Source organism: Flavobacterium sp. ENC (assembly GCF_020991415.1).
Classification (GTDB): Bacteria; Bacteroidota; Bacteroidia; order Flavobacteriales; family Flavobacteriaceae; genus Flavobacterium.
Genome location: NZ_JAJMOY010000002.1, coordinates 648138 through 672525, shown reverse-complemented (window position 1 = coordinate 672525; position 24388 = coordinate 648138). Strand labels below are relative to the sequence as shown.

The window sequence follows — 24388 nt, the reverse complement described above, 5'->3', positions numbered from 1 at the left end:
TCTGTTAAGTTTAATTTTATTTAGTTAATCCTACGTTAATTCCCAAAGTAAATGATCGGGCTTGTGGATAAAAACCATTATCAATTCCTGCTGCTAATGGATTCCATGAACCCACTTCCGGATCCATTCCTTTATAATTTGTAATAACAAAAGGATTACTGACATTAACATACATACGCAAAGAGCTTATGTGTATTTTTTGCACCAACTCATTTGAAAATGTATACCCCATAGTCATGTTTTTACATCTGAGGAAAGATCCATTCTCTACATACTTATCAGAGAAACGATTATTTCTGTTGCTATCATTATTTCTAAGTCCAATAATTGTAGTGTTTGGATTGGTTACATATACGTTGTTGACATCTGAAGCCGAACCATTTGGATTAATTAAAGCCAAATCTGCATGATCATTTAATGATTTTAGAAAAGTATCATGTGTCAAAGGGTTTTCTCCGGTAATCCTCATACCATTTACAACTTCATTACCCAAAGTAGCACTAAAGAAAATGTTCAGATCAAAACCTTTATAGCTAAAGGTATTACCAAGGCCTAATTGAAAATCCGGAATAGGAGAACCTAAATAAGTTCTGTCCTTTTCTGTAATTACACCATCCCCGTTTAAATCTTTAAATTTTAGGTCTCCATACCATACGCCTCCAGAGTTTGGCGTAATTGGCAAAACCGCACCATTTGTATCTGTAGGCAAAGCATGTGTTTCAAAATCCTTCGCCGTTGCAAATATCCCATCTACTTTATAGCCGTAAAAATCACCAATAGATCCACCTACGCGGGTTTGAGCCACTACTTCACCTCCATAGAATCCAGGCAATGTAGCCCCGTCTGTATTTAATTTTAATACCTTATTTTGATTGTGTGATAACGTAAAATCGGTAGTCCAGTTAAAATCATCTCCACTTCGGGTTATATTTCTTGAACTCAAATGAAGATCTATCCCTCTGTTTCTAACTGTTCCTACATTTATAAATGGAGCTGCAATTGATCCTGGAGAATACCCGGTAGCTGTTCCTGAATACAATGGTAAAGGAATTTGTATCAGCAGTCCGTCTGTCAGACGATTATAAACATCAACTGAAAGATTAAGTTTCCAGCCAAAAAGTGATGCGTCCATTCCAACATTGCTATATTCTGTTTTTTCCCATTCAAGATCAGGGTTTCCTAAGTTAGAAGTAACTTGTGCATTACCAGATAAACCATTTTGAGTTGAAGTTAATAAAGTTAAATTAGCATTATTTCCGGCATTTTGATTATTAGTAAGACCATAACCAGCCCTTAATTTTAATTCATTGACTATTTTTGAACCCTTTAAAAATTTCTCATTATTTAATTTCCAGGCAAATGCTCCTGAATAAGTGGTTACCCAGCGGTTCTCTGGCGCAAATTTTGAAGTACCGTCTGCACGCGCATTTGCGGTAAACAAATATTTATCGTCGTAAATAAAATTTACACGCCCAAAATAAGATTCCTGCGCACTCTCTCTTTTAATTCCGCCATTGGTTGCTGTTAGCGCATCGCCGCTGCCAATATTAGTAATATCGTTCGAAATGAAATTTCTTCTTGCTGCGGAAACATCTTCATACTGAGACAACTGTGCCTCATGTCCTGCCAGTATATTAACATTATATTTGCTTTTAAACACTTTAGCATAGGTTAAGAAACTTCTAAAAGTGGTAAAATAATCCTGACTATAGGAATAATAGGCGTCATTCACTAATCTCTCTGCTAATCCAAACTTGTAAGTAGGACTATATCTATCCTCTGTCTTAAATGAAAAATTCCCTGATACCTCATTTCTAAATGATAAATCCTTTGTAAATGCTATATCAGCATAAAAATTAGCAAAAAGCTGATTCCTTTTAGGATTATTTTTATTAACAAGTGCAAGAGCATAAGGATTTACACGTTTATTAATCCATCCTTCAGTACTTTCTTCTCCTGCATAACTACCATCAGGATTTTTTACAGGAATATCCGGTGTTTGAGCTAATGCCTCTGCAATAACATTTGAACCTGTTGAATTTACATTCTCATCAATATGGGTTAACTGTAAACTAGTCCCTATTTTTAACCAGTCGGTAGTTTTGTTATCCAAATTTAACCTTATCGATGCTCTCGAAAATTTAGATCCCAATGCTATACCTTCCTGATTAAATAAAGATCCCGATAATAAATACTGTGTTTTATCATTACCACCGCTTAAAGTTAACATATGACTCACTACAGGAGCCTTTCTGAATAATTCATCCTGCCAGTTTGTACCCTCACCTAAATACTGTGCATTAGCAAATTCCGGCCTTTTATCAAAACCCCAAACAGCTGCCCTGTCGTTAATAAACGTAGCATATTCCCTTAAATTCATAGTGGGATATTGCTTGATGAGTTCCTGATATCCGGTTGAAAATTCATAGGTGATTTTTGGAGCTCCTTCACTTCCTCTTTTAGTGGTAATGACAATTACACCATTAGTAGCCTGTGAACCATAAATTGCTGTTGCCGATGCATCTTTTAATACATCTATAGATTGAATATCCGAAGGGTTAATTGTGGATAAGGGATTTGTACCGTTACCTCCGTCAAAGTTTTGACCTATTATAACGCCATCAATTACATATAAGGGTGAGCTGCCACCAAAAGAAGACAAACCTCGTATCTGTATATTGACTCCTCCTCCCGGTTGACCGGAAGTCTGCTGCACTACTACCCCGGCTACTTTACCCTGCAAAGCCTGGTCGATTGTTGTGGGACGCGTTTTCATAAGGTCTTGTCCCGATATCGAAGATATTGCCCCGGTCAGATCTTTTCTTTTTGACTTACCGTAGCCAATTACGACCACCTCATCAAGTGCTTTTCGGTCTTCTTTGATACTTATCTTTAATTGGCTGCCCGTAATTTTTACTTCCCGGTTTACATAACCAAGATAACTGACAACAAGTGTTTCTCCAATTTTAGCATCAATAGAAAATGAACCGTCCAAATTGGTAGATACACCAGTTTTAGCTCCTTTGAGATTAATATTGACACCAAAAAGTGGTTTACCCTCTGTCTCCTCTACTACAGTACCTGTAATTTTTACATCAGAATTTTGGGCTGATGCCAGACTAAAAGAAAAAAACAGCACCAGTAGGGTATATTTTCTTAAGAGTTTCTTTGCTTTTACAAAGCATTGAATTACATGCTTTTCATTCATAATTAAAATGGTTTTGGTTAGTTAGTTAAAGTGGTTATTTGTAAATGAAAAATGTTTAAGCGGAAATAATCTCATCACTATTTCATTGGATACATTTTAGATTTACTGGAAACAAATTAACAATAATGCAAACCTAAACGACGGCTCATTTTGTATCAAAAAACGGTATCAATTGTTGCGAAAATCAGATTACAATAAAAAATTACCATTATTTATTACGTTTTAATATTTATTGTCGTAATAAATTATCATTTTAATAAGGAGCGGTTTTTTTGTATAAATTATGGCTACGCCCCGTTTTTAACATTAAATGCACACTCGATAATTCTTTGGCGTGAATAAAACTTTATAGATTTTTGAAGAAAGGGCAATTGTAAGGAATGTAGTTTATGATAAACAAAGGATGCTTTCATTTGCTATCAGATTAGTTGTAGCGGTAACTTTAGCGATCGTTATCTATATTTGAATACATCTCTCGCAAAGGTGCGAAATCGGAAAGGTTTGTCATTCCAAAGAGGAGACTTGAGCATAGCGAACAGACGAAGTAAATCACATCCAGAGAGCGACGTACTGAATGGATGCAGCAAGACGGAACTACTAGTGTGATTTCTCCTCTGCGAAATGACAATATTGTGTTTAACAGATTGCTGTTTTTTTTTAAAAATTATTTTAAGAATTTCCAATAATCAAAGTACAGTATATCAGTCGTGGCTTTTCCTTTAAAAACAAAATACAAATCGTGAATTCCGGAAACTTTATTAACATCAATTGTTTGCAATGTCCATTTGTTATTGGTTTCCGTCATTGGTACATTTACGGTTCCAAGTAAGTCACCATCTTTACTATCCAATCGTATCTCCATTGAAACATTTCCGTTCGGCGTAGTGCCAATTCTTGTCGTAAATTTCGAAGCCCCTTTTTTACCGAAATCCACCTCTCTTACTTTGGTAAAAGCGTCATTGTATTTAGCGGTAATAAAAATGCCGGATACATCATCTTTCATTGACTTCACCCCTTCCGACCAGGCAATGGTTTCCGCTTCGGTTTTAAGGTAAGGATTCAATGGACTTAAACTCTGTTTAACACCTTCCGTCATATTCATTTGCACGATCGAACCATCTTTATTAAATCTGGCTTCTTCGACACAAACTGAACGAGTAAATCCACCACCTCCGGGCAATGCACTATTGTGATAAAAAAAATAGGGCTGCCCCTTAAAATCAATTATGCCGGGATGATTGGTAAAAGAACTTCCTTGTACAGGCATAACAACACCCTGATATTTCCAGGGGCCTGTTATAGTTTTACTGGTTGAATAACCAATATGTTCCGGTATTGGCCCTGCGGCAAAAAATAAATAATACAGACTATTGCGTTTATACAGCCATGGCCCTTCCTCATAAGTGGTAGGTCTTATTTCATTTTTTTCTCCTTCACGTTTTCCAAAAGATTCCGGAGTGTTGGGTATTTGTTGCACTTCACCTAAATAAGATATCATGTCCTTATTCAGCTTTACGTAAAACAAGCCCGGATTTCCCCAATACAAATACGCCTGGCCATCCTTATCAATAAATGGAGTAGGATCGATATCATTCCAAACATTATTGGAATTGATAAGCTTCTTTCCGATAGGGTCTTTAAATGGACCATACGGACTATCTGAAACCAAAACCCCTATACCTCCTCCATGCATGGGGCAATATAAATAAAATTTACCCTTTCGTTCAATACACTGAACTGCCCAGGCACCATTATCCTGCTTTGCCCAATTAAAATCTTTTAGAGAAGCAACTATTCCATGATCGGTCCAATTGACCATATCGGTTGAACTGTAAAGTGACCAGTTGAGCATTTTAAAACCTTTGCCATCGGCATTGGCATCGTCTTCATCATGGCTTGTATACAGATACACTGTCCCGTTGTGTACCATTGGCGCCGGATCTGCCGTATAATTGGTCTGCACAATAGGGTTTTGTGCTTCACCAATCCAACAATTTAAAATTGTTATAAGTGTTGCTATAAGTTTACAGGTATGTTTCATTTTGGTTGTTTAGTTAATACAAATTCTCTGTTCGGTTGGATAGTGAGTCATTATTTATTTTAGTCTTTAATTCTGAACCAATCAAAATCAGCATAACCGCCTGTTTCTTTTGTGGCATAATTAAATAAGCCAAAACGATAGCCCATAAAATGCGGAATACTATATTTCATCTTTAAAGGTCTGCCTATCGGTTTCCAAACTTTTCCATCAAGACTGTAAAAGAAATTAGCTTCATCTTTACCATTCAGAGCGTAAAGGTTACTAGCTTCATCTTTCATACCAGTAAAATCACAATCGATTCTGAAGTAAATTTGTTCCTGATCCAATGGGACTCGCTTTACTTCGACAGGCTTATCATTATCAGTAGTGATCATTACTATCGACTTTTGACTCCCGTCAATTTTAACCCCTACTGATCCATACTCTTTTTGGAAAGCTGATAATCCGGCAAAATCGCCATCTTTCATTTTGGAAACATCCACGGCAACAGTAGCTGAGCTGGCTGGACCAATAGTGCGTTGTGTAAGTGTGTTTCTGGCCTGAAGAAAATCAGTGTCGATTCTTCCTGTTTTGAGGCGCAGGAATCCTTTTCTTTCCGTTACAGACCACAGCGAATTATCCGGATTATGATTCCATTGCCATACTAAAGGCAGTGCCGCTTGTCCTTTTTTTCGGTTGAATTCATCAGAAGCAACTAAACCCGGAATCAAACCTTTACTAGCCGGCAGGGCTAATATTTCCGGTACTTTTCCGTTTTCTCCTAATACAGGCCAACCGTCTTCCCACTTAACAGGAACCAGATAAGGAACGCGGCCAACAGCAGCAAAATCCCGAAAGAGATAAGAAAACCAACGTCCATCGGGAGTGTCTATCAATCCGCCCTGGGCAATTCCCCTATCCTGTAAGCCTACTTTTCCTTCCCAGGGACCGTTGATATTATCTGCCCTGTGTATAATTACAGTTCGCATTTCACCGCGTGGCGCACAAATATTAAACAAATAGTATTTCCCATTTACTTTAAATAATTGGGATCCTTCCGCTGCAAGGCCTACTTCTTTTCCAGTGGGTGCACTGGCGTTTTCAATAAGCACCCGCTCCGGAACGTCTTGTTTAATTCCTGTCAGATCCTCATTTAATTCCACAATTTTAAGTCTGTCTGCGCCATAAATTAAGTACACCTTGCCATCATCATCAAAAAACAAGGAATGGTCGTGGAGGGACGGCTTAAAAGAAACTCTTTCCCAGTTTCCTTTTTCTATATCCTTCGTTTTAAAAATATAGGTTTCACCTGGTATATCATGTGCAAAAGTGGTTACATAATACATACCATTGTGATAGCGCAAACTGCTTGCCCATGAACCTCTGCTATAAATGTTTTTTCCTTCTGTCAAATTTAGCGCAGGCAGATCTGCCAAAGTATCATAGGCATAGTTGATAATTTTCCAATTGACAAGATCGGTCGATTTCATAATGGGCACACCAGGGGTCATGTGCATCGTTGTACTGCTCATATAATAAGTTGCACCCACCCTGATCATAGACATATCAGGCACATCGGCAAAAATTATTGGATTTCGGGCCTGCGCCAAAGCAACGGCCTGAGCAAGCAAAACAAGGAAGAATAAAATGAGTTTAATTTTTTTTCTCATGGCATACAAGAATAATGGGAGAATAAAACTTACTTGATTTTGCCAAAAGCTTTACCAGATAAAAAGCCAAAAGCAACGAGTAGTTTTTTCTCAGGGTTTAAAAATGGGTCAATAGTTTATAGATAGTTCAGTAGTAAACAAAATAACAAGAAAACAATGCCTCACAACGTTTCCTTTTGTATCTCAAGAGTGCATCGATTGTATTAAATAAAAAACCTACGGTCAAATACATTTATAAATCAATCCTATATGAAATTATATCGATTAAGATAATTCAACGACCAGATTAAAAACATAAGCAAGTATCAAAAAAAAAAAAGTAGTAAACCTAAGCTTACTACTCTCTAAAATTATACTTGCATTTATTGTTTAATCCTGCTTCACTTTTTCAGGACAGGCATTTAATAATTCCTCTCAACAATTATTACTGCTTTTGTTTATAAATACGAAGGTATTCCGAAGGTAAAAAACCAAATTCTTCCTTAAAATATTTGGCGAACCTTTTTGGCGAATTAAATCCTACTTCATATGCTATTTCTGCAATCTGCATCTGGCTTTTTTCAAGAAGCTGACGTCCGCGTTTCAGTCGTATTGTTCTAATAAATTCTATTGGGCCTTTACCGGTAATGGCAACCAATTTTTTGTATAAATGGCCACGGCTTAGGCCTAAAGCCATACTAAGGGATTCAACAGAAAACTCAATATCACTTATATGTTCTTCTACAATTTTAATAGCTTTTGCAATTAGCGCTTCATCCAGTGAAGTAATGGTGATTTCTGAAGGGGAAACATCTAACTTCTGGCTAAACGAGACATGACTTTTCTCTGTCCATTCTACAAATTTTTGAATGCGTAGTTTTAGCAAATTAAAATTAAAAGGTTTGGTTATATAATCATCCGCGCCAAGTTCCAGGCCTTCTACTATATGCTCTTCAGCAGTACGTGCCGTCAATAGAATAACGGGGATATGAGACCAATGGATATTTGTTTTGATCTTTTTACAAAGTTCTATTCCATTCATAACGGGCATCATTACATCGCTGACAATAATGGTCACATTAAACTTTTGCAGTAATTGCAGTGCTTCTTCTCCATTATTAGCCGTTATTACGGTATAGGTATCTTCAAGATTATCTTTAATAAATTCACAAAAATCATTATTGTCATCTACAAATAATAGTATTTTTTTATTTGTGATCGCAAAAGCTTCGTCGTCTTGCTCAACAGGAAGTTCTTCCGGAATATTTTCCGGTAAATTTTCTTCGTCCGTATTTAAATCAGCCATTCTGATTGGAATCTGAAAGGTAAAAACACTGCCTTGCGGAACATTATCTGTCACATTTACTGTTCCTCCATGAAGGTTAATATATTCGGCTACAATATGCAATCCTATACCTGTTCCTGTTTTCTCCTCTTCTTGCTGAGCCTGATAAAAACGTTCAAAAATATGTTCTTTTTCTTTATTACTAATCCCACGGCCAGTGTCAGAAACACTAACAGAGACATTATCCCCGGCTTTTTTTATATGGATCTTTATGGTACCTCCGTCTAAAGTATATTTGAATGCATTTGAAAGTAAATTTGAAAATATTTTCTGAATCTTATCGCGATCAAAGGACATTTCTAAACTTTCAATATCACTCAGTAACAGCAAATTAATATGACGTTCTTCTGCATAAACGCAAAATAAAATATAAATTTCATTAATAAAATGAACAAAATCGCCCGATTTTAAATTCAGTCTCTCTACGCCAACATCCAGTTTATGAAAATCCAGCAGTGAGTTTATTAATGTCATAAGCTGTTGTGCATTTTTATACATAACGCTTAATTTTTTTCTCATGCTTTCGCTCGTTGCATCATTCAATAAAATCTGCAAAGGAGTAATAATGAGCGTTAGCGGTGTACGCAAATCATGACTAATATTGGTAAAAAACCTTAACTTGATCTCATTAATATGCATTTCTTTCTCATGATCCACTTGCAGACGATGCTGTTCCAGTTTGATTTGATGTTTTTCTTTTGTCTTACGAACAAAAAATATTAGAGCGCCAATAATCAAAATGGCATATATGATAAAGGCCCAAATTGAAAAATAGAAAGGAGGCATTACATTAATAGCTAATTGTGTAGGGATATTGTTCCAGACACCATCACCATTACGTGCTTTTATTAAAAGTTTGTAATTACCCGTTGGAAGTGAAGATATCACTATCTTATTTTTTTGGGTTGGCAGCCATTGTGTATTAAAACCTTCTATTTTATAAACATATTTTACCTTATCGGCATTTAATAAATTTCCTGTTGTAAACTGTAAGGAAATAAGTCTATCATCATGCCTGAAGTTTAATTCTGAAGTTAATTGCATTGAATGGTCGAGCAGTTTGCGGCCATCATAATAAGAGTCGACCTGAATAATGTTGTTGCCAACTGTCAGTTCAGTAAATATAACTTTGGATGTAGAGGAATCTTTTTCATACATTTTATTGGGGTTCAAAACGGTATATCCTTCTACATTACCAAGGACAATATCATTATTTTGCAATTTGCAAAAAGCGCGGTCATTAAAAAAATTATTCATAAGGCCGTCTTTGACGGAGTAATTTTTACTTGAAAAAGAAAATTCTCCGTTTGATGTCGGCCTCACTGTAAGTATTGAAAGCCCGTTGCTTGTTGTTACCCAGATATTATTGAAATTATCTTCTGTTATGCCTTTAATCAGGTTATCGCACAAGCCACTCTCTTTGTTAAAAAAATGCAGCGTATCCTTTTTTTGATTCCAGATAATCAGTCCATCATTACTGCCTAACCATATAAGGCCGCGCTTATCCTTATAGACATTTGAAATTTGATCCTGAGGGAAAGTTTGATTTCCTTTCTTGTTGCCATTATATGAAATCTTTTTATAATTGGTAATATCAATTACCAATAATCCATTTACAGTTCCAAAATACATTTTGTCACCGCCATCATAAAACATATCCAGCGCATAGACAATATCATCAAATGGGGTAACCAGAGAACTAAAACTCTCCGAGTCTTTTGGCAATACCTGAATTTTTCCCCCCAGCGGACCTATCCATACATTTCCGTAGCGGTCTTCTTTCAGATTCCAAACATTATTACTGCTTAATTTGCTGTTCTTTGTGGTATACTGGATCATTTTGCCATTTTCATAACAAAAAAGTCCTTTTTGATAGGTACCAATCCAAACACGATTCTTACTGTCTTCCAGTATATATATTATGGCAATATCCGGAACCGGGAGTTTCCTGACTGCCTCTGATTTTTTATCTTTTATATATAGTCCGTTTCCATCGGTTCCCAGCCAAATATTTCCCTGATGATCTTCCATTACAGACATGATATCGGAACATTGGGGATTTCTGAAATTGATAAAATTCCGAAAACTTTCATGATAATAGGATAGTCCCTTTTTAGTATATCCAACCCAAATAGTCTCGTTGTTGTCTTTGTAAAGGCACTTTACACTATTGGATGATGGGCCAGTCTCTACCCATGGGTCAGCTGCAATATTTTCAAACCGATCTTTTCCCTTGTCATAGATAAACAATCCTTTGTGGTCTGTTCCTATCCAGATCTGTCCCGGTTGATTTTCGATAATACTTGTTATATGATTGGCCTGCGTTTTTAATCCCGAAGGCAATTCAAATCTTTTCCACTCTTCAGTTGAATTCTTTTTGTAAAAAACCTGTTCGCTTTTATCCGAACAAATCCACAAACCTTTATTACTATCCGTATAAATTATATTAACAGCATTAATCCCATTACCATTTTGTTGAATATAGTCCGGTAATTCTATGAACTTCAAAACTCCCGATTGTTTATTCAGCTTCCAGCATACCCCTGAATTATATTGAATTCCGTAAAGAAATTCACCATTATCAGCAATGGAAAATTCATCCTTTAAAGCCGTTTTTAAGTGAAATAAAGAAGTTTTCTTCTTCTTGAAATCATAAAAAAATATTTCTTTTTTGTTTATTCCCCACAGATTACGATTTTTATCGATAAAAACTTTAGCGTTAAAATCCAGCTTTATACCCAGATTAAGCAACAATAATTTTGGGTCTGAAAAGGAATCTTTATCTCTTTTATAAACCATATAAGAATATCCGAAGTCAATCCAGATATTACCTAAACCATCTTCCTGCAATTCAAGTATATCATTTGAAAACAAAGTATTAGACACACCGGAATGCATTTTATACACCTTAAATTCATATCCGTCATATCTGTTTAATCCAGACTCCGTACCGATCCAAAGAAAACCATAACTATCTCGCAGAAACGTTTTCACATTATTATTGGAAAGGCCTTGCGTAGTTTCTAAATGATGAAAAACACAGGACTGCTGCCCTGTAATATTTTGGAAAGAAACGATCCAAAATAGTATGAGAGCAGTTATGCAGATTTGTTTTATATTTTTTTTCATACTAAATAGTCAAAGAGAAAATTACAGCAGAGGCATATGTTTAGGTTTGCGTGCATTTCATCAAAAAAGCTTCCGGATTTCTATTTGTTTAAATTTCATTAGGCCAATCACTAACAATCAAATGTAGCAAAAGTTTTGATGAATCTGTCTCAATTTTACCCAAAGGCCAGGGTCGTACATTGTATATTTTCATTACGTGATAAGTAGGAGTAAATACTTTTTTTTTTCCTTATTAGTCAGGGTAATTATTTTCGTTTTTTATTTTCACTTTGTTACTAAAAAAAAACTAGAGAGCCTATCAAACTCTCTAGTTTCAAACTAACTTAAATTTAACCGATCAATTTAAAAGTTGCCATGTTTCAATGAAATATCAGACGCCTCTTACTTCATCTTCTTTCCATTAATCCACAGCAAAAAGCAAATGTTTCGATAATTTCAATTCTCTCATCTAGTATCTATTTTAAAACTGTACTCAAACAATTATTTACAAAAAGAATAAATTTACAGGGAAACAAAGAATTAATTAATCAAATAAAACTTTTGTTAAAATGATAATTCACTGCGTTTTAAATAAATTAAAGTAAAGTCAAATATTAAAATATCATTTTGAAACTACTGGTGATGGCAATAAAAATTGTTATTGCAAACATCACTAAAACTTTATCACTTCAAGGTACTCATTTGTATCAAAAAGCGATCTCATTTGTTGCAATTGAAAAAGTATTAGCGCTGCAAAACCAAATCTTTTAATTTTTTTTCATTTTTCAAGAAACGATATCATTCAGCAGCAGAGTTGTGTAAAAAATAAATCATGCCTTTACATAAAGATTACGCAATTACTTTACAAGCGCTATAAAAATATTCGTATCTGAGGTCCGTTTTATTTTTATAAATTTACACAATGAAACAAGCCGAAAGCGTTAGCGATTTTTATAAACGACTTCCCAGCCATGCACCAGCACTTGTACCCCTTAATAATGCAGGCATCGGACATATTAACATATTCAGCAGAGATAGCTGCGCGGTGGTAAGTCCTTACAGCCGCCGGGATTTTTATAAAGTTTCCCTAATTATCGGAAAGGGTAAAATCTATTATGCTGACAAATGGATACAAATCGACCGGCCAGCTTTGCTTTTTTCCAATCCTGTAGTACCTTATTCCTGGGAGGCAGAGTCTGAGCAGCAGTCAGGCTGGTATTGCTTGTTTAACGAAGATTTCATTCAGCATAGCGAGCGTCTGGGCAGCTTACAGGATTCGCCTTTATTCAAAATTGGCTGTAACCCGATATTCTTTCCCGATGCTGTTCAATTGAAGGAACTTTCGTCTCTATACATGAAGATGCAGGCAGAAATGCTCTCCACTTATCCACATAAGTATGATGTGATGCGCAGTTATCTGCATCTGATCATACATGAGGCCATGAAAAATAATCCTGCAACCAATTTTCACACCTACACTAATGCCTCATCAAGGGTTTGTTCCTTATTTTTGGAATTGCTCGAAAGACAGTTTCCAATTGATTCGCCTGCACTTGTGCTCAAACTGAAAGCCCCAGCCGATTATGCGGCTGCTTTATCGGTTCACATCAATCACCTTAATCGTGCGGTAAAGCAAGTAAGCGGCAAGACTACAACTGAGCATATCACTGCACGCATTATAAAAGAGGCAAAGGCATTATTACAACATAGTAACTGGAATATAGCCGATATTGCTTACAGCCTTGGCTTTGAATACCCTTCCTATTTTACTCTTTTTTTTAAAAAGCATACAGGTCTGACACCCTCGCAGCTGAGGTAGTCTGTTTGAATATTATAACTATCAGTTTGATCATTATAAATTCTGCTGCGTTTGCTAATCTAAATTTGTGGAAACAAAATAAGATAAAAAATGAAATACAGAAAACTTGGAAAAACTGACGAACATCTGTCTGCACTTGGCTTGGGATGCATGGGCATGAGCTTTGCGTACGGACCTACAGATGACAAAGAAAGTTTAGCTACGCTGGAAAAAGCCCTTGACCTAGGAATCAACTTTTGGGATACAGCCGATATGTACGCTAATGGTGCCAATGAAGAACTTATATCAAAGGTATTGGTGCCCAACCGCGATAAGATATTTATCGCAACGAAATTCGGATTCCGTTTTAAAGATGGTATTGCAGGCCCCAGCAGTGCAGCCGGCACCTACTTTGACGGTTCGCCTGCCTGGATGAAAGTTGCAGTTGAAAACAGCCTCAAGCGTATGAAAATAGACACTATTGACCTGTATTATGTACATCGTGTTGATCCAAATATTCCAATTGAGGAAACTGTTGGCGCAATGTCAGATTTGGTAAAAGAAGGAAAAGTACGTTATCTTGGACTGAGTGAGGCCTCACCGGCCTCGATCCGCAAAGCACACGCTGTACATCCAATTGCTGCCCTGCAAAGTGAGTATTCGTTACTAACCAGAGATGTTGAAACAGATATATTACAGACTACCCGTGAACTTGGAATCTCACTGGTGCCCTATTCTCCCTTAGCACGAGGTTTGGTTACGAATGTCCTTAATATCGACACTTTTGCAGATAATGATTTTAGAAGAACCTTACCGCGCTACCAACAGGAGAATATAGATAATAACACTATTCTAGTGAGCGAATTTGCAGCAATGGCCCTGAATAAGGAATGCACGCCGGCACAGCTGGCCCTTGCATGGGTTTTGGCTCAGGGTGATGATATTATTCCAATACCCGGCACCAAAAAAAGAAAATACCTGCAAGAGAATGCAAGGGCAGTTGACATCAATATAACAAATGAGGATCTGGTGACAATTGACAGACTCCTTAAGCAATATCCTATCATAGGAGACCGGTACAGTGAAGAAGCTATGAAAATGGTCAATCATTAAAATCACATGGTTAAAATAGACAAGCCTCCAAAATCAAATGACTTTGGAGGCTTGTATTTTTTTGTGGCACCCTGGATGTACTATTGGAGTAAAGTCCATTTAACGAGATTCTTTGTTTTTCTGACGCAATTCAATGTTTCAAAATTAAATAACGACAAAAGATTGCTGCAGTTAAAAAAATCAAACTTTTATGTTGGATTTAAAAATCGATGCCTTTTGAATTTCGTGATTGGTCTAATGATTTACACAAAGGAAAACCTGGTGTTTCCTAACTTGTTTGACCGCAAAGATTACAGGATGGTCGTTAAGTTTGGAGTAAAAATAAAACCACTACTTTATTAAGATAGTGGTTTTGTAATAAAATAAATAATGAGGTATAAATTAGAAAGTAAACCTCCAAAATCTATATGTACTATTTTAGAATAGGCTATTCGATTACTAGTTTTTTGGTTATTTTAGTGGCATTTTGAGAAATCATCGCCAAATATATACCTCTGGCAAGTTTAGTTCTAATAACTTCATTAGTATTAGATTTTAGATTTTTTGTTTCGTATAATCGTCCGCCGTCTATTGAGTATATGGTAAGAGAATAATTTTCTTCTGATTGTGAAGCGAAGTAAATATTAAACTCTCCACCCTTTGACGGATTAGGATATACCTGGACATCAGTATCTATTTCAACAGTATTACTTATACTATTTTTCTCATCTGCAATTTTTGAAGCATTTCCTATTTTATTGAACTTAAATAATTGACATGAAGTTCCGTAATTGTCCCAAATTTGAAGATTTGCTGTCCCATCCATGTTACAATTGGAAATATCCCAGCTTTTTGATGTATTTAGGGCTGATTTTATGCTATAATAACCATTACCCACATCGGTTACTAACCATTTTTGAGCATCATTACTATAATTATCCCAAAGTCTTATCGATTTTCCATTTGTCGGATCTGCGCTATCAAGATCAATTACACGTCCTGTAGAACTTGCATTTGATTTAAAACGCCAATAGCCATTTCCGGCATCAATAGCAATCCATTGTTGTGCTGTTGCCCCTGATCTATCCCAGGGACGGATTACAGTTCCATTTGCATTAGTCCCATACTTAAGATCTAATACTTTACTTGAATTTGTTTTAAATTCAATTTCATAAACACCATTGTTTACGAGTGAAGTACTACTACAGATTTGTGATGGTATATTGCTATTTGCATAGGCAGAGAACCACTGCTTAACTGGTGCACCACAAGACTCCCAATCGTTATTGAAAGCAGTGGTGACATTATATGGATCTGCTTTAGTTATCAACCCTTCCGGTGCAAGTAAATTCCAACTACAATTACCGGCAGCGTCAATTCTGCCTTTCATATTAAGACCAAAACCACTTGTTGTACCGATACCCCATGTTTCGGCACCGGTAGGAGACCAATCTGTTTCTGTTATCATGATAGGTGCTACGTTCGCAATTGGCTGCACGTTAGCATTCCAGGCATTGTTAAAACTAGTGGTATTTTCTGCATTAGCTCCCCAATATCCCGGATAAACATGAACAGCATAACCTATATTACCTCCGGTTATCAAATGGTTTGGATACCCTTGATAATGAGACTGATATCCTGTTCCCGGTATCCAGCAAACATTATTTGCACCATTCCCCTTAATTATATTTACTAAATCCTGAAAGTAATTATGCAACGCGGCAAAATGCTCATCACCCGTTGCACCCCAATTTCCATTTGTCCCAAGTATTTCTATAGGTTCATTGGCTATTTCAAACATAACATTATCTACATTCTTTAAGTTTGGATGGTTCGAAAGATATTGCCATACCTTTCTTAAATAATTGTGGTAATTGTCTCCATAGGCAATTCGTTGAGGACATACACCAGGAGGGCGAAGGACAACATAGAGTCCTCTGCTTCTGGCATGATTAATTAAAGGGACTATAACCTGATTTACATAAGTTACTAACCTATTGTAATCAAAGCATGAGATGTCATTTTCCCCTGCTGAGCAGCCAGGTGTATTGGTCCAGTAAGGGTCAATATGAAGCCTTATATAATTTAATTTCCATCCGTTATTGGTATCCGTGAGCGCATCCATAACGGCATTATTATAATTTAAACAACCTTGAACATTATAGTTATCCCAACGACATTGATTATAAGAGCAACCATTAAACCAGGGACTGGGAGTTATGGCAACACCGTGTAATAAAACGTTTTTCCCGCAAGGATCCTTTAAATTCTTGCCTTCAATATGCAGAGCAGGCAGTGGCATTCCCGGCCATGCAAATAATTGTATCAGGGGAATAAATACTAAAAACAGAAAAAGTAATTTTTGAACTCTTTTCATAACTTAAATGGTTTAGTTAGTAAATATCCTACTCACCTGTGAGTAGGTTTTTTACTGCTAATTTAACAATAAAAAGAATTAAAAAACAACCGATTGTGTTATTTATTTTATTAATTATAAAATATAATCACAAAAAAATAGGTTATACTTATATTTACAGCCAAAAAATAATTAAAATCACTAACAAACTCACTTGCTGCCTAAAAATTAGAAGTTTCAAAAAAGTCAGTTTAAAATTTTATAAAATAATCAAAAAAAATATAGAATTAGTTTTTAGAATTATCATAAATAATGAGTGTTATTTACTTCCAAACATCCATAATAAAGGGCTAAAAAAGCAGGTTTATAAAACAACTGGTTGCTTAACTATAGTAAACCGTTCTGTCGCAGCTGTCAGAAATGAAATATAAGAATTTAAGTACTTTAAAAGTTAGGCCGTAACTTACAGAATTATCCCTGATTTAATGAGCTGATTCTTCCTGATCCTATGCTCAACTTCAATACCACTTAAAGTTTTCTTAAAGCTATTTGCTTTTAAACTGCATTATACGCCTTCTGTACTTCCTTTCCAATAAAACAGCATTAAACCTAATCCTGTCATATAAGAGTCCTAAAAGCAAAGCCATAACCCCTATCAATAAAACATGTAATCCCAGATCGGAATAAAAAATTCCACCTGTTATTCCGCCTATAAAGAAAAAACTGATAATGGTCATTCGCAGATTTATTGATACAAACAGCTTTTTTCTAAAGGAATCTTCATGATAAAAAAACAGTTGGGATAATTCGATTCCCAAATCTGTAAAAAGCCCTGTCAGGTGTGTTGTTCTTACAGTAGCATTCGATATTTTTGTTACCAAAGAATTCTGTAACCCCATGGCAAATAATAAGGTATAGGCTATAAAGTCAGGATTTCGTATAATCAAATACTTTCCAAATACAGCAATCCCGAACAAAATTATGCTTTCAATCGCTGTTGGAATTACATAAGTGTATTTTTCATTTCTTCGCAAGAGAAACTCAACCAGTAAACTTGAAAAAAAAGATCCCAGAAAAAAGAAGAAAATATAGAGAAAGTAAATAAATCCCTGCCTGAAATTAAGCTTAAAAATCTCATCTACAAAAAAAGCAAAGTGTCCTGTAACGTTGGTTGTTAATTTTTGAACTGCCAAAAAACCCGCTACATTTACCAATCCTGCCACAAACGATAATAAAGAGGCAATTTTAAGATTATGCCTTATATTTCTTTTGTTTCCATGATGTTTGAACATTGTATCTTAGTATTTTATAATTCCTAAATTATAATTATTACTGAACGGTAAGATTCCACTCCACTAAATAAAAAATACAACGTCAGCAAAAAAATGGTTTTCTGCATAAACGATCTATTGATCATCATCCTTTGTGAGGTCACTATTTTACTTAATATTCCTTCGAATCCTGCTCAGAGATTGTGGTGTTATTTCAAGATATGCCGCGATGTCACTTAACGATACACGGGATGCAATATCGGACTGCTGCTCTATGAATTTTCTATATTTAGTTGTTGAATCATGTCCCAGATAGCTATTTCGGATCAGAATCTTGTCTAAAAGAGTTTGTTGAATAGTTTGTGCTATAATTGATTCAATAGCAGGAATCTTTAAATAGAGTACTTCAAGTTGTTTTTTTGAAATTCTAAAAACCCGGGTATTACAAGCTGCCTGGATGCTTTCTGTAGCAACTGTCCCATTCTTAAAATTGTTTAAAATGGTGCAAAATTGATTTTCTTTTAAAAAGAAATGGGTAACGTTATTGCCTTTTTCATTTTGCACTAAAATTCTGAGAATACCCGAACTGATAAAGAATAATTCATCTGGTACATGCCCACAATAAAAAAGATAATCTCCTTCCTTGTGGCTGCTTTCCATAAAATATTCTGAAATTAATTCTTTTTCTTTTTCGTCAAATACATGATACTGCTGCAAAAAAGAAATGAGGTTGCTGGAGATGACAGGCATATTGATCCCAATTAGTTAAAGCACCCAAAATTAGAACTTAATTTTGAATAATACCTGATAAAAACCGATTCGTTTTTACCATTTGTTAAGTGCCAAAGCTTTTATTTTCAGGAGATTTGCAATCATAATTAAATAAAGGGAATTAAAGAAACAGCTATAATGCCAATTGCTCTTTTTAATTATTACTAATCTCCATTTATCTAAATTTAATTTTATGAATACAAATTTAAAAACCCTTTCGGGTAAGAAGATCATTTTATTGGGCGCCAGTTCAGGCATTGGATTAGCTACCGCAATCGCTGCTGCGCAAGAGGGAGCAAAAGTTATTATAGTGTCCAGTAACCCGGATCGCATCAATAATGCTCTAAGTCAGCTGCCTGAAAATTCAGAAGGTTTTGCGATAGATTTAAGCAAGGAGAGTAATATCAGGAGCTTCTTTACGAAAATTGGAAATTTTGACCATCTGGTTTATACAGCTGGTGAAAATCTTCAATTAAACCTTATTAGTGAAACCGATATTAATGCTACAAAATCTTTTTTTGACCTGCGTTTCTGGAGTGCGGTTGCGGCGGTAAAATATGCTGCGCCTTTTATAAATCAGGGAGGTTCTATTTCACTGACCAGCGGAACAGCCAATGCACGTCCGGGAGCGGGATGGTCAGTAGCTTCAGCCATATGCGGAGCCATGGAGGCTTTTGTAAGGGCTATGGCAGTTGAATTGGCCCCTATTCGGGTTAATTGTGTAGTGCCGGGTGTTTTAAAAAGCAATTTGTGGGATGCAATGTCACAAGCCGATCGCGAGGGTATGTATAAGTATTATGCAGATACTCTCCTCCTGAAAAGAGTGGGCGAAACGGAAGATGTTGCCGACGGATTCTTATATCTGATGAAACAAAAGCACGGGACAGGACAAAGCCTGGTCATTGATGGCGGGACATTGTTAATATGAAGCAAAAAGTGAATTAAAAGCCGGTAACTACCGGCTTTTTGTTAGATAGTAGCATAAAAAGAAGCCTCCCCGCTCTCCGAGGTGTTCTTCTTTACACTGCGCAATCCCGAAGACTTTTAGGATTGACAGCTTTTCATGAGAACACTTTGGAGAGCGCCGGTTTTTATTAATACACCAACGGGCACGAAAAGAATTTCCGGACTATCGTTGCGCATACTCGAGCAACCCCGCTCTACGAAGTGTTGGCACTTGCTGTGCGAAGTCTCCCGACTTCGTACCCGTTGCTACATTCCTTTCCAATTTTTTTTCATCTTTTTGTGGATCACTGGAGTAGGTACGAAGTCGGGAGACTTCGCACAGCGATCAGCATATTTTATAAATGAAGAACACTTCGCATAGCTGGGGGTTGTTCCATTGCATATATACGATAACGTATAAATTCCAATTATATTCTGCAAAAATAAAGTCACACAGTTTATTTATTTTGAGGGAATAAATCCGCAAAAAAACCTGTAAATTAGATACTTACAATCAATAAATATGTATCTATGTATTCATTAACTCAATACACAGAATTTTTTACTTGCTATTTGAAAGCGGAGCTTATACATAAAGAACCTAAAAACCTCTTTGAACCCATATCCTATATGTTATCTTTAGGAGGAAAGCGAACCCGGCCTGTTCTCACGTTAATTGCTTCAGAAATTTTTGATTGTAATTACCAATCTGCTCTACCTGCAGCCGTTGCTGTAGAAGTTTTTCATAATTCTACATTAATTCATGATGACATTATTGATGACGATCCTATTCGCAGAGGAAAACCGACAGTACACCAAAAATGGAATACAAATGCTGCCATCCTTTCGGGTGACGCAATGATTATTTTAACCTATCAGTATCTTGAGCAGTATCAGCCGTCTATTGCAATCGCTTTGATTAAAGTAATCAATAAGATGGCACTAGAAATTTGCGAAGGACAGACATTGGATGTAGATTTTGAAAGCAGGCATGATGTCACGGTAGCTGAATACCTGAAAATGATTCAATACAAAACAGCAGTACTTATTGCGTCATCACTCAAAATGGGTGCAGTTATTGCCAAGGCTTCTGAGAAAAACTGCGAGTTGATTTACGACTTCGGATTAAATATAGGAATGGCATTTCAACTACAGGATGATTATTTGGATATTTTTGGTGACACACCCACTTTTGGAAGACGAATAGGAGGTGATATCATTGCAAATAAAAAAACCTTTTTATATTTGAAAAGTCTGGAATTGTCAGCTCCAGCCCAGAAAACACAACTACAAAGCTTATATGATCTCCGGCTCGTCGATAATACAGAGAAAATAAAAAAAGTCACACAATTGTTTGTAATGTCAGGAGTGGAAAAAGCAACGCAAGAGGCTGTCGCGGGCTACACATTGAAGGCATTTGATATTTTGAACAAACTTAAGATAAGGGAAAATAAGAAGGCACTCCTGAAGGAAATTGGTACAAACCTGATGATAAGGAAAGTTTAGTCTTCTCCATACCCCACCCTGCAAAGTATTCTTCTTTACGCTGCGCAATCCCGAAGGTTTTCGGGATTGCGTAACTTTTCATGAGAACACTTCGGAGAAAGAGGGCTTTTTTGTTTTGTATTTCAAATATAGCCCAGGGTTTCAACCTTGGGAAACGTATTGAGATAATTTGTCTTAGGGAAATGCATTGCACTGCAATGGTTCAAACTTAAATATAAATATTGTCTAGCCATCTCATTTCAACAACATTCTCCCCCGCTCTACGAAGTGTTGGCACTTGCAGTGCGAAGTCTCCCGACTTCGTACCCGTTACAACATTCCTTTCCAATTTTTTTCATCTTTTTGTGGATCACTGGAGTGGGTACGAAGTCGGGAGACTTCGCACAGCGATCAGCATATTTTATAAATAAAGAACACTTTGCAGAGCTGTGTTCCTTACAGTTTGCTTTTTAAATCCATTATTCCATGAAGGATTCTTACGATTTCTATTTCGTTCTTTGATATAATTGAGTAGAAGATAATATGTTCACCTGATTTAAAACCTAATATTCCTTTCGTTACTATATCATAGTTTCTGCCAAGTTCTGGATTATTTGCTAAATCATAACATGATGCCAAAAGTAAATCATAATACTTTTCAGCTTGCATTTCAGACCAAGTTTCGATTGTATAATCCCAAATTTCAGATAAGTCATCAACAGCTTTATTTGTTAAATAAAAGTTAGCCATTTGATTTTCTTCTTGCTTTTAAAATGTCAAGATGTTTTTTAGCATCAAAATCAACTGCACGTCCACTTTCAATTCCATCATTGATCGCTTTTCTTAAAGCTACAATTTTATTTTCCTCCTCTTCTAAAAGTCGAAGACCGGCTCTGATAACTTCACTTGCGTTATTGAATCTTCCATCATTTACACTCTGTTCGATAAAACTTTCGAAATGATTACCAAGCGATATAGAAGTATTTCGTCCCATAATTTTTTTAGCTAAGTTACCAAAAAATGGTAACTTTTCAAATTATTAGTTTTTTTTGGCAAAATCCAGTTTTTATAATATCCTATATCAGGAAAGAACACGGAAAGAATTTCCGAGCGATCGGGCTTTTTTGTTTTGTATTTCAAATATAGCCCAGGGTTTCAACCTGGGGAAACGTATTGAGATAATTTGTCTTAGGGAAATGCATTGCACTGCAATGTTTGAAACTTAAATATAAAATATTGTCTAGCCATCTCATTTCAACAACATCCTCTCCGTAATCATTTTATTAGAAGAAGCCTCAATTCCGGTAACTTCGGCATACTTTACATTGGGTAACCAAAAAGAACCACCTTCAATGCGTACAAATATTTTTTCTACCTGTATTTTTTTCTGGTTTACACTTACAAAAACATGATATTTTTGATCTGAATCTGTCTTTTTCAAGATTAAGGGTAGCTTTTTATAGGATACAAACTGAAGCTCAAACTCGTCATTATTTACCGTTTTGCTTTCTATGCCGTAGGCAAATTTGCGCTGTATATAACTAAAATCTTTTTTCTCTCCTTTCTCAGCGTAGCGAATCCAATAGGCTTTTATAGGATTGCTTTTGTCTATTTTTCCATTTTCCTGATAGTTTAGGGCATAAATAGCAGTGTTTATATTGGGGTCACGCTGAATGTAAAAAAGCATATTTTCTATATTTTTAGGCGTTGGAAAATGTAATGGAGACGGATTTTTGGATTGTGCCGACAGATTTCCGGAAGCCATATTTACTAAGAGCGTGATAACGATTAGTGATTTTCTAAATATTTTAAATGGTAATTTATTCATAAACGAAATATTTATATAACCCTTGGGTGCGATTGTTTCGACATAGAAGACTCGGGCCATAGCGAACAGACGAAGAAAATAGCTGTAATTAACTCCGCAACGCAAATCCAATCTTTGTCGAGCCTCTCGTGGAGATTTGCTTCGCCTATTCACTATCGTTCTGGTCTCCTGCGTCGAAATGATAATATTGTGTTTAAACTTTGCGTCTTAGCGACTTTGCGTGATTAATTTATTTTCTAAAAGCTTAACCTAATAAGATTGGACTTCGGAAGTATGTCTTGAATAGAAAAACCACGAATTACACAACTGGTTTTTTATATCCTAATTTGATTCGATTACATTCTGTTTTTCGTTTGCCCTAAAAACCCAATATTTAATCAGTGGAAAATTAAATCCATAAGAAACAAATAAATCTGTGATTAGTCTTCCGATTTTGTAATCGATTTGAAATGCTTTTTGCAAAAGAAAAGTACCGGATGATTTTAAGGAAATGCTTCCCAACACCACCAACGCAAATTTAAAAAGCTGACTGTTGATGGTACTGCTATACCCCGATTGATTTTTAAATACCCAAAATCTATTGATGCTGAAATTGATAATGGCGCCAACGGTTCCGGAGATTAGAATTGAAAAGGTAAAATGTAATTTGAACACTTCGGTTAATAAAATCATTAAACCATAATCGGTAATGCCTCCTAAAAATGCCGCTACTTGTGCTTGCAGAAAAGTAAAAATAGATTTTTTCTTAAACATATCAATCCTGGCTTTTATCTCTTAAATCGCCTAGCTTTAAAAGCTTTACGCTATCTATGATATTGATTATCAACAAAACAACAGTGATTAAACCTGCCAAATAGGTAATTGATCCGGGAAATAAAACTTCTGTGATTAAAATGAATGCAATAATAAATCGAAGTTCTGTCGGGCCAACAAAGCCGGAATCTATACGGTACTCATTTGTAATTTTGTAGCGTAACTGGCTGATGATGATCGACCAGCCATATAATGAGACAAAAGCAAAGGCTACTATTTGTGTGCCATTTTCAGCATAAATGTAGTAGCCAAAGCCTATAAGTACAATACCGATCCAATCGGCAATAATATCGAGTGCAAAACCATACCAGCGGCGTGGAATATTTCTGTAATAAGCCAGTCTTCCGTCTAAAGAATCACCTAACCAATTTATACCCAAACCGATAATACCCAAAAGCAAATACCAGTTTGTAAAATAAGTACCTAAAACAAAAGCTAAAAAAACGAATCCCGAACCCAGTGTCCCTATTAAAGTGAGTACGTTCGGCGAAATGAATTCAGGCACCTTTGGAAGCAAAAATACAATCGTTGACTGTTCGGCTTTTTTTAAAATATTAGTTCGTTTACGGTCTGAAAATGTTCTTTGTGTAATGGCACTATACTTTTCAACCTGTCTTTCTTTTCCCATTAGTAACCTACTATTAATACCCCTGCTGTATAGCCAATTCCAGTTTTATAATTTTTATTTTTATTTTTCGT

The 24388-nt window shown here is 35.9% G+C and carries 16 protein-coding genes; 4 read left to right on the top strand and 12 right to left on the bottom strand.

Annotated features, from left to right (window positions below; all coding sequences use genetic code 11):
* Positions 1–16: 16 nt before the first annotated feature.
* The 4 genes from LPB89_RS07545 to LPB89_RS07530 all read right to left on the bottom strand — a co-directional run bounded on the left by LPB89_RS07545 (position 17) and on the right by LPB89_RS07530 (position 11351).
* The gene (locus LPB89_RS07545; protein ID WP_230701158.1) at positions 17–3208 is read right to left on the bottom strand and encodes a TonB-dependent receptor; all 3192 of its coding nucleotides are present in this window, start codon (positions 3206–3208) and stop codon (positions 17–19) included.
* A gap of 664 nt (positions 3209–3872) precedes the next feature.
* Positions 3873–5249 carry a glycoside hydrolase family 43 protein gene (locus tag LPB89_RS07540; RefSeq protein ID WP_230701157.1) on the bottom strand — a complete coding sequence of 459 codons (1377 nt, stop codon included), beginning with the start codon at positions 5247–5249 and terminating at the stop codon, positions 3873–3875.
* Positions 5250–5308: 59 nt separating this feature from the next.
* Positions 5309–6898 (bottom strand): glycoside hydrolase 43 family protein, encoded by a 1590-nt coding sequence (locus LPB89_RS07535; protein WP_230701156.1) that lies wholly within the window; start codon positions 6896–6898, stop codon positions 5309–5311.
* 424 nt (positions 6899–7322) lie between these two features.
* A complete protein-coding gene (locus LPB89_RS07530; RefSeq protein WP_230701155.1) occupies positions 7323–11351 on the bottom strand; it encodes a two-component regulator propeller domain-containing protein in 4029 nt (1342 codons plus the stop codon).
* 901 nt (positions 11352–12252) lie between these two features.
* On the opposite strand from LPB89_RS07530, the gene LPB89_RS07525 reads away from it, so the two are divergent.
* Both LPB89_RS07525 and LPB89_RS07520 read left to right on the top strand, forming a co-directional pair.
* Positions 12253–13149, top strand: coding sequence for an AraC family transcriptional regulator (locus tag LPB89_RS07525; RefSeq protein ID WP_230701154.1), 897 nt, complete (start codon positions 12253–12255; stop codon positions 13147–13149).
* A 90-nt stretch (positions 13150–13239) separates the two neighbouring features.
* Complete coding sequence (locus LPB89_RS07520) at positions 13240–14241, top strand: aldo/keto reductase (RefSeq protein WP_230701153.1); 1002 nt, start codon at positions 13240–13242, stop codon at positions 14239–14241.
* A 427-nt stretch (positions 14242–14668) separates the two neighbouring features.
* Here LPB89_RS07520 and LPB89_RS07515 read toward each other — a convergent pair whose 3' ends face one another.
* The 3 genes from LPB89_RS07515 to LPB89_RS07505 form a co-directional block, all read right to left on the bottom strand.
* Positions 14669–16597, bottom strand: coding sequence for an RICIN domain-containing protein (locus LPB89_RS07515; protein ID WP_230701152.1), 1929 nt, complete (start codon positions 16595–16597; stop codon positions 14669–14671).
* Positions 16598–17121: 524 nt separating this feature from the next.
* Entirely contained in the window at positions 17122–17868 is a 747-nt protein-coding gene (locus LPB89_RS07510; protein WP_230701151.1) for a YoaK family protein, read from the bottom strand.
* Positions 17869–18015: 147 nt separating this feature from the next.
* The gene (locus LPB89_RS07505) at positions 18016–18597 is read right to left on the bottom strand and encodes a Crp/Fnr family transcriptional regulator (RefSeq protein WP_230701150.1); all 582 of its coding nucleotides are present in this window, start codon (positions 18595–18597) and stop codon (positions 18016–18018) included.
* A gap of 214 nt (positions 18598–18811) precedes the next feature.
* Between LPB89_RS07505 and LPB89_RS07500 the strand changes: the two genes are divergently transcribed.
* Positions 18812–19546, top strand: coding sequence for an SDR family oxidoreductase (locus LPB89_RS07500; RefSeq protein ID WP_230701149.1), 735 nt, complete (start codon positions 18812–18814; stop codon positions 19544–19546).
* A 548-nt stretch (positions 19547–20094) separates the two neighbouring features.
* Positions 20095–21069: a polyprenyl synthetase family protein gene (locus tag LPB89_RS07495; RefSeq protein ID WP_230701148.1), complete on the top strand. Its 975-nt coding sequence runs from the start codon at positions 20095–20097 to the stop codon at positions 21067–21069.
* 435 nt (positions 21070–21504) lie between these two features.
* On the opposite strand, the gene LPB89_RS07490 is transcribed toward LPB89_RS07495, so the two are convergent.
* From LPB89_RS07490 to LPB89_RS07470, 5 genes are all read right to left on the bottom strand, one after another.
* Positions 21505–21798, bottom strand: a complete 294-nt coding sequence (locus LPB89_RS07490; protein WP_230701147.1) for a type II toxin-antitoxin system RelE/ParE family toxin — start codon at positions 21796–21798, stop codon at positions 21505–21507.
* Positions 21791–22042: a type II toxin-antitoxin system ParD family antitoxin gene (locus LPB89_RS07485; RefSeq protein WP_230701146.1), complete on the bottom strand. Its 252-nt coding sequence runs from the start codon at positions 22040–22042 to the stop codon at positions 21791–21793. The genes LPB89_RS07490 and LPB89_RS07485 overlap by 8 nt, the downstream gene beginning before the upstream one ends.
* 255 nt (positions 22043–22297) lie before the next feature.
* Positions 22298–22876 (bottom strand): DUF4833 domain-containing protein, encoded by a 579-nt coding sequence (locus LPB89_RS07480; RefSeq protein ID WP_230701145.1) that lies wholly within the window; start codon positions 22874–22876, stop codon positions 22298–22300.
* 321 nt (positions 22877–23197) lie between these two features.
* Positions 23198–23629, bottom strand: a complete 432-nt coding sequence (locus LPB89_RS07475; protein ID WP_230701144.1) for a GtrA family protein — start codon at positions 23627–23629, stop codon at positions 23198–23200.
* Between the two features lies 1 nt (position 23630).
* Positions 23631–24317 carry a CDP-alcohol phosphatidyltransferase family protein gene (locus LPB89_RS07470; protein WP_230701143.1) on the bottom strand — a complete coding sequence of 229 codons (687 nt, stop codon included), beginning with the start codon at positions 24315–24317 and terminating at the stop codon, positions 23631–23633.
* Positions 24318–24388 lie beyond the last annotated feature (71 nt).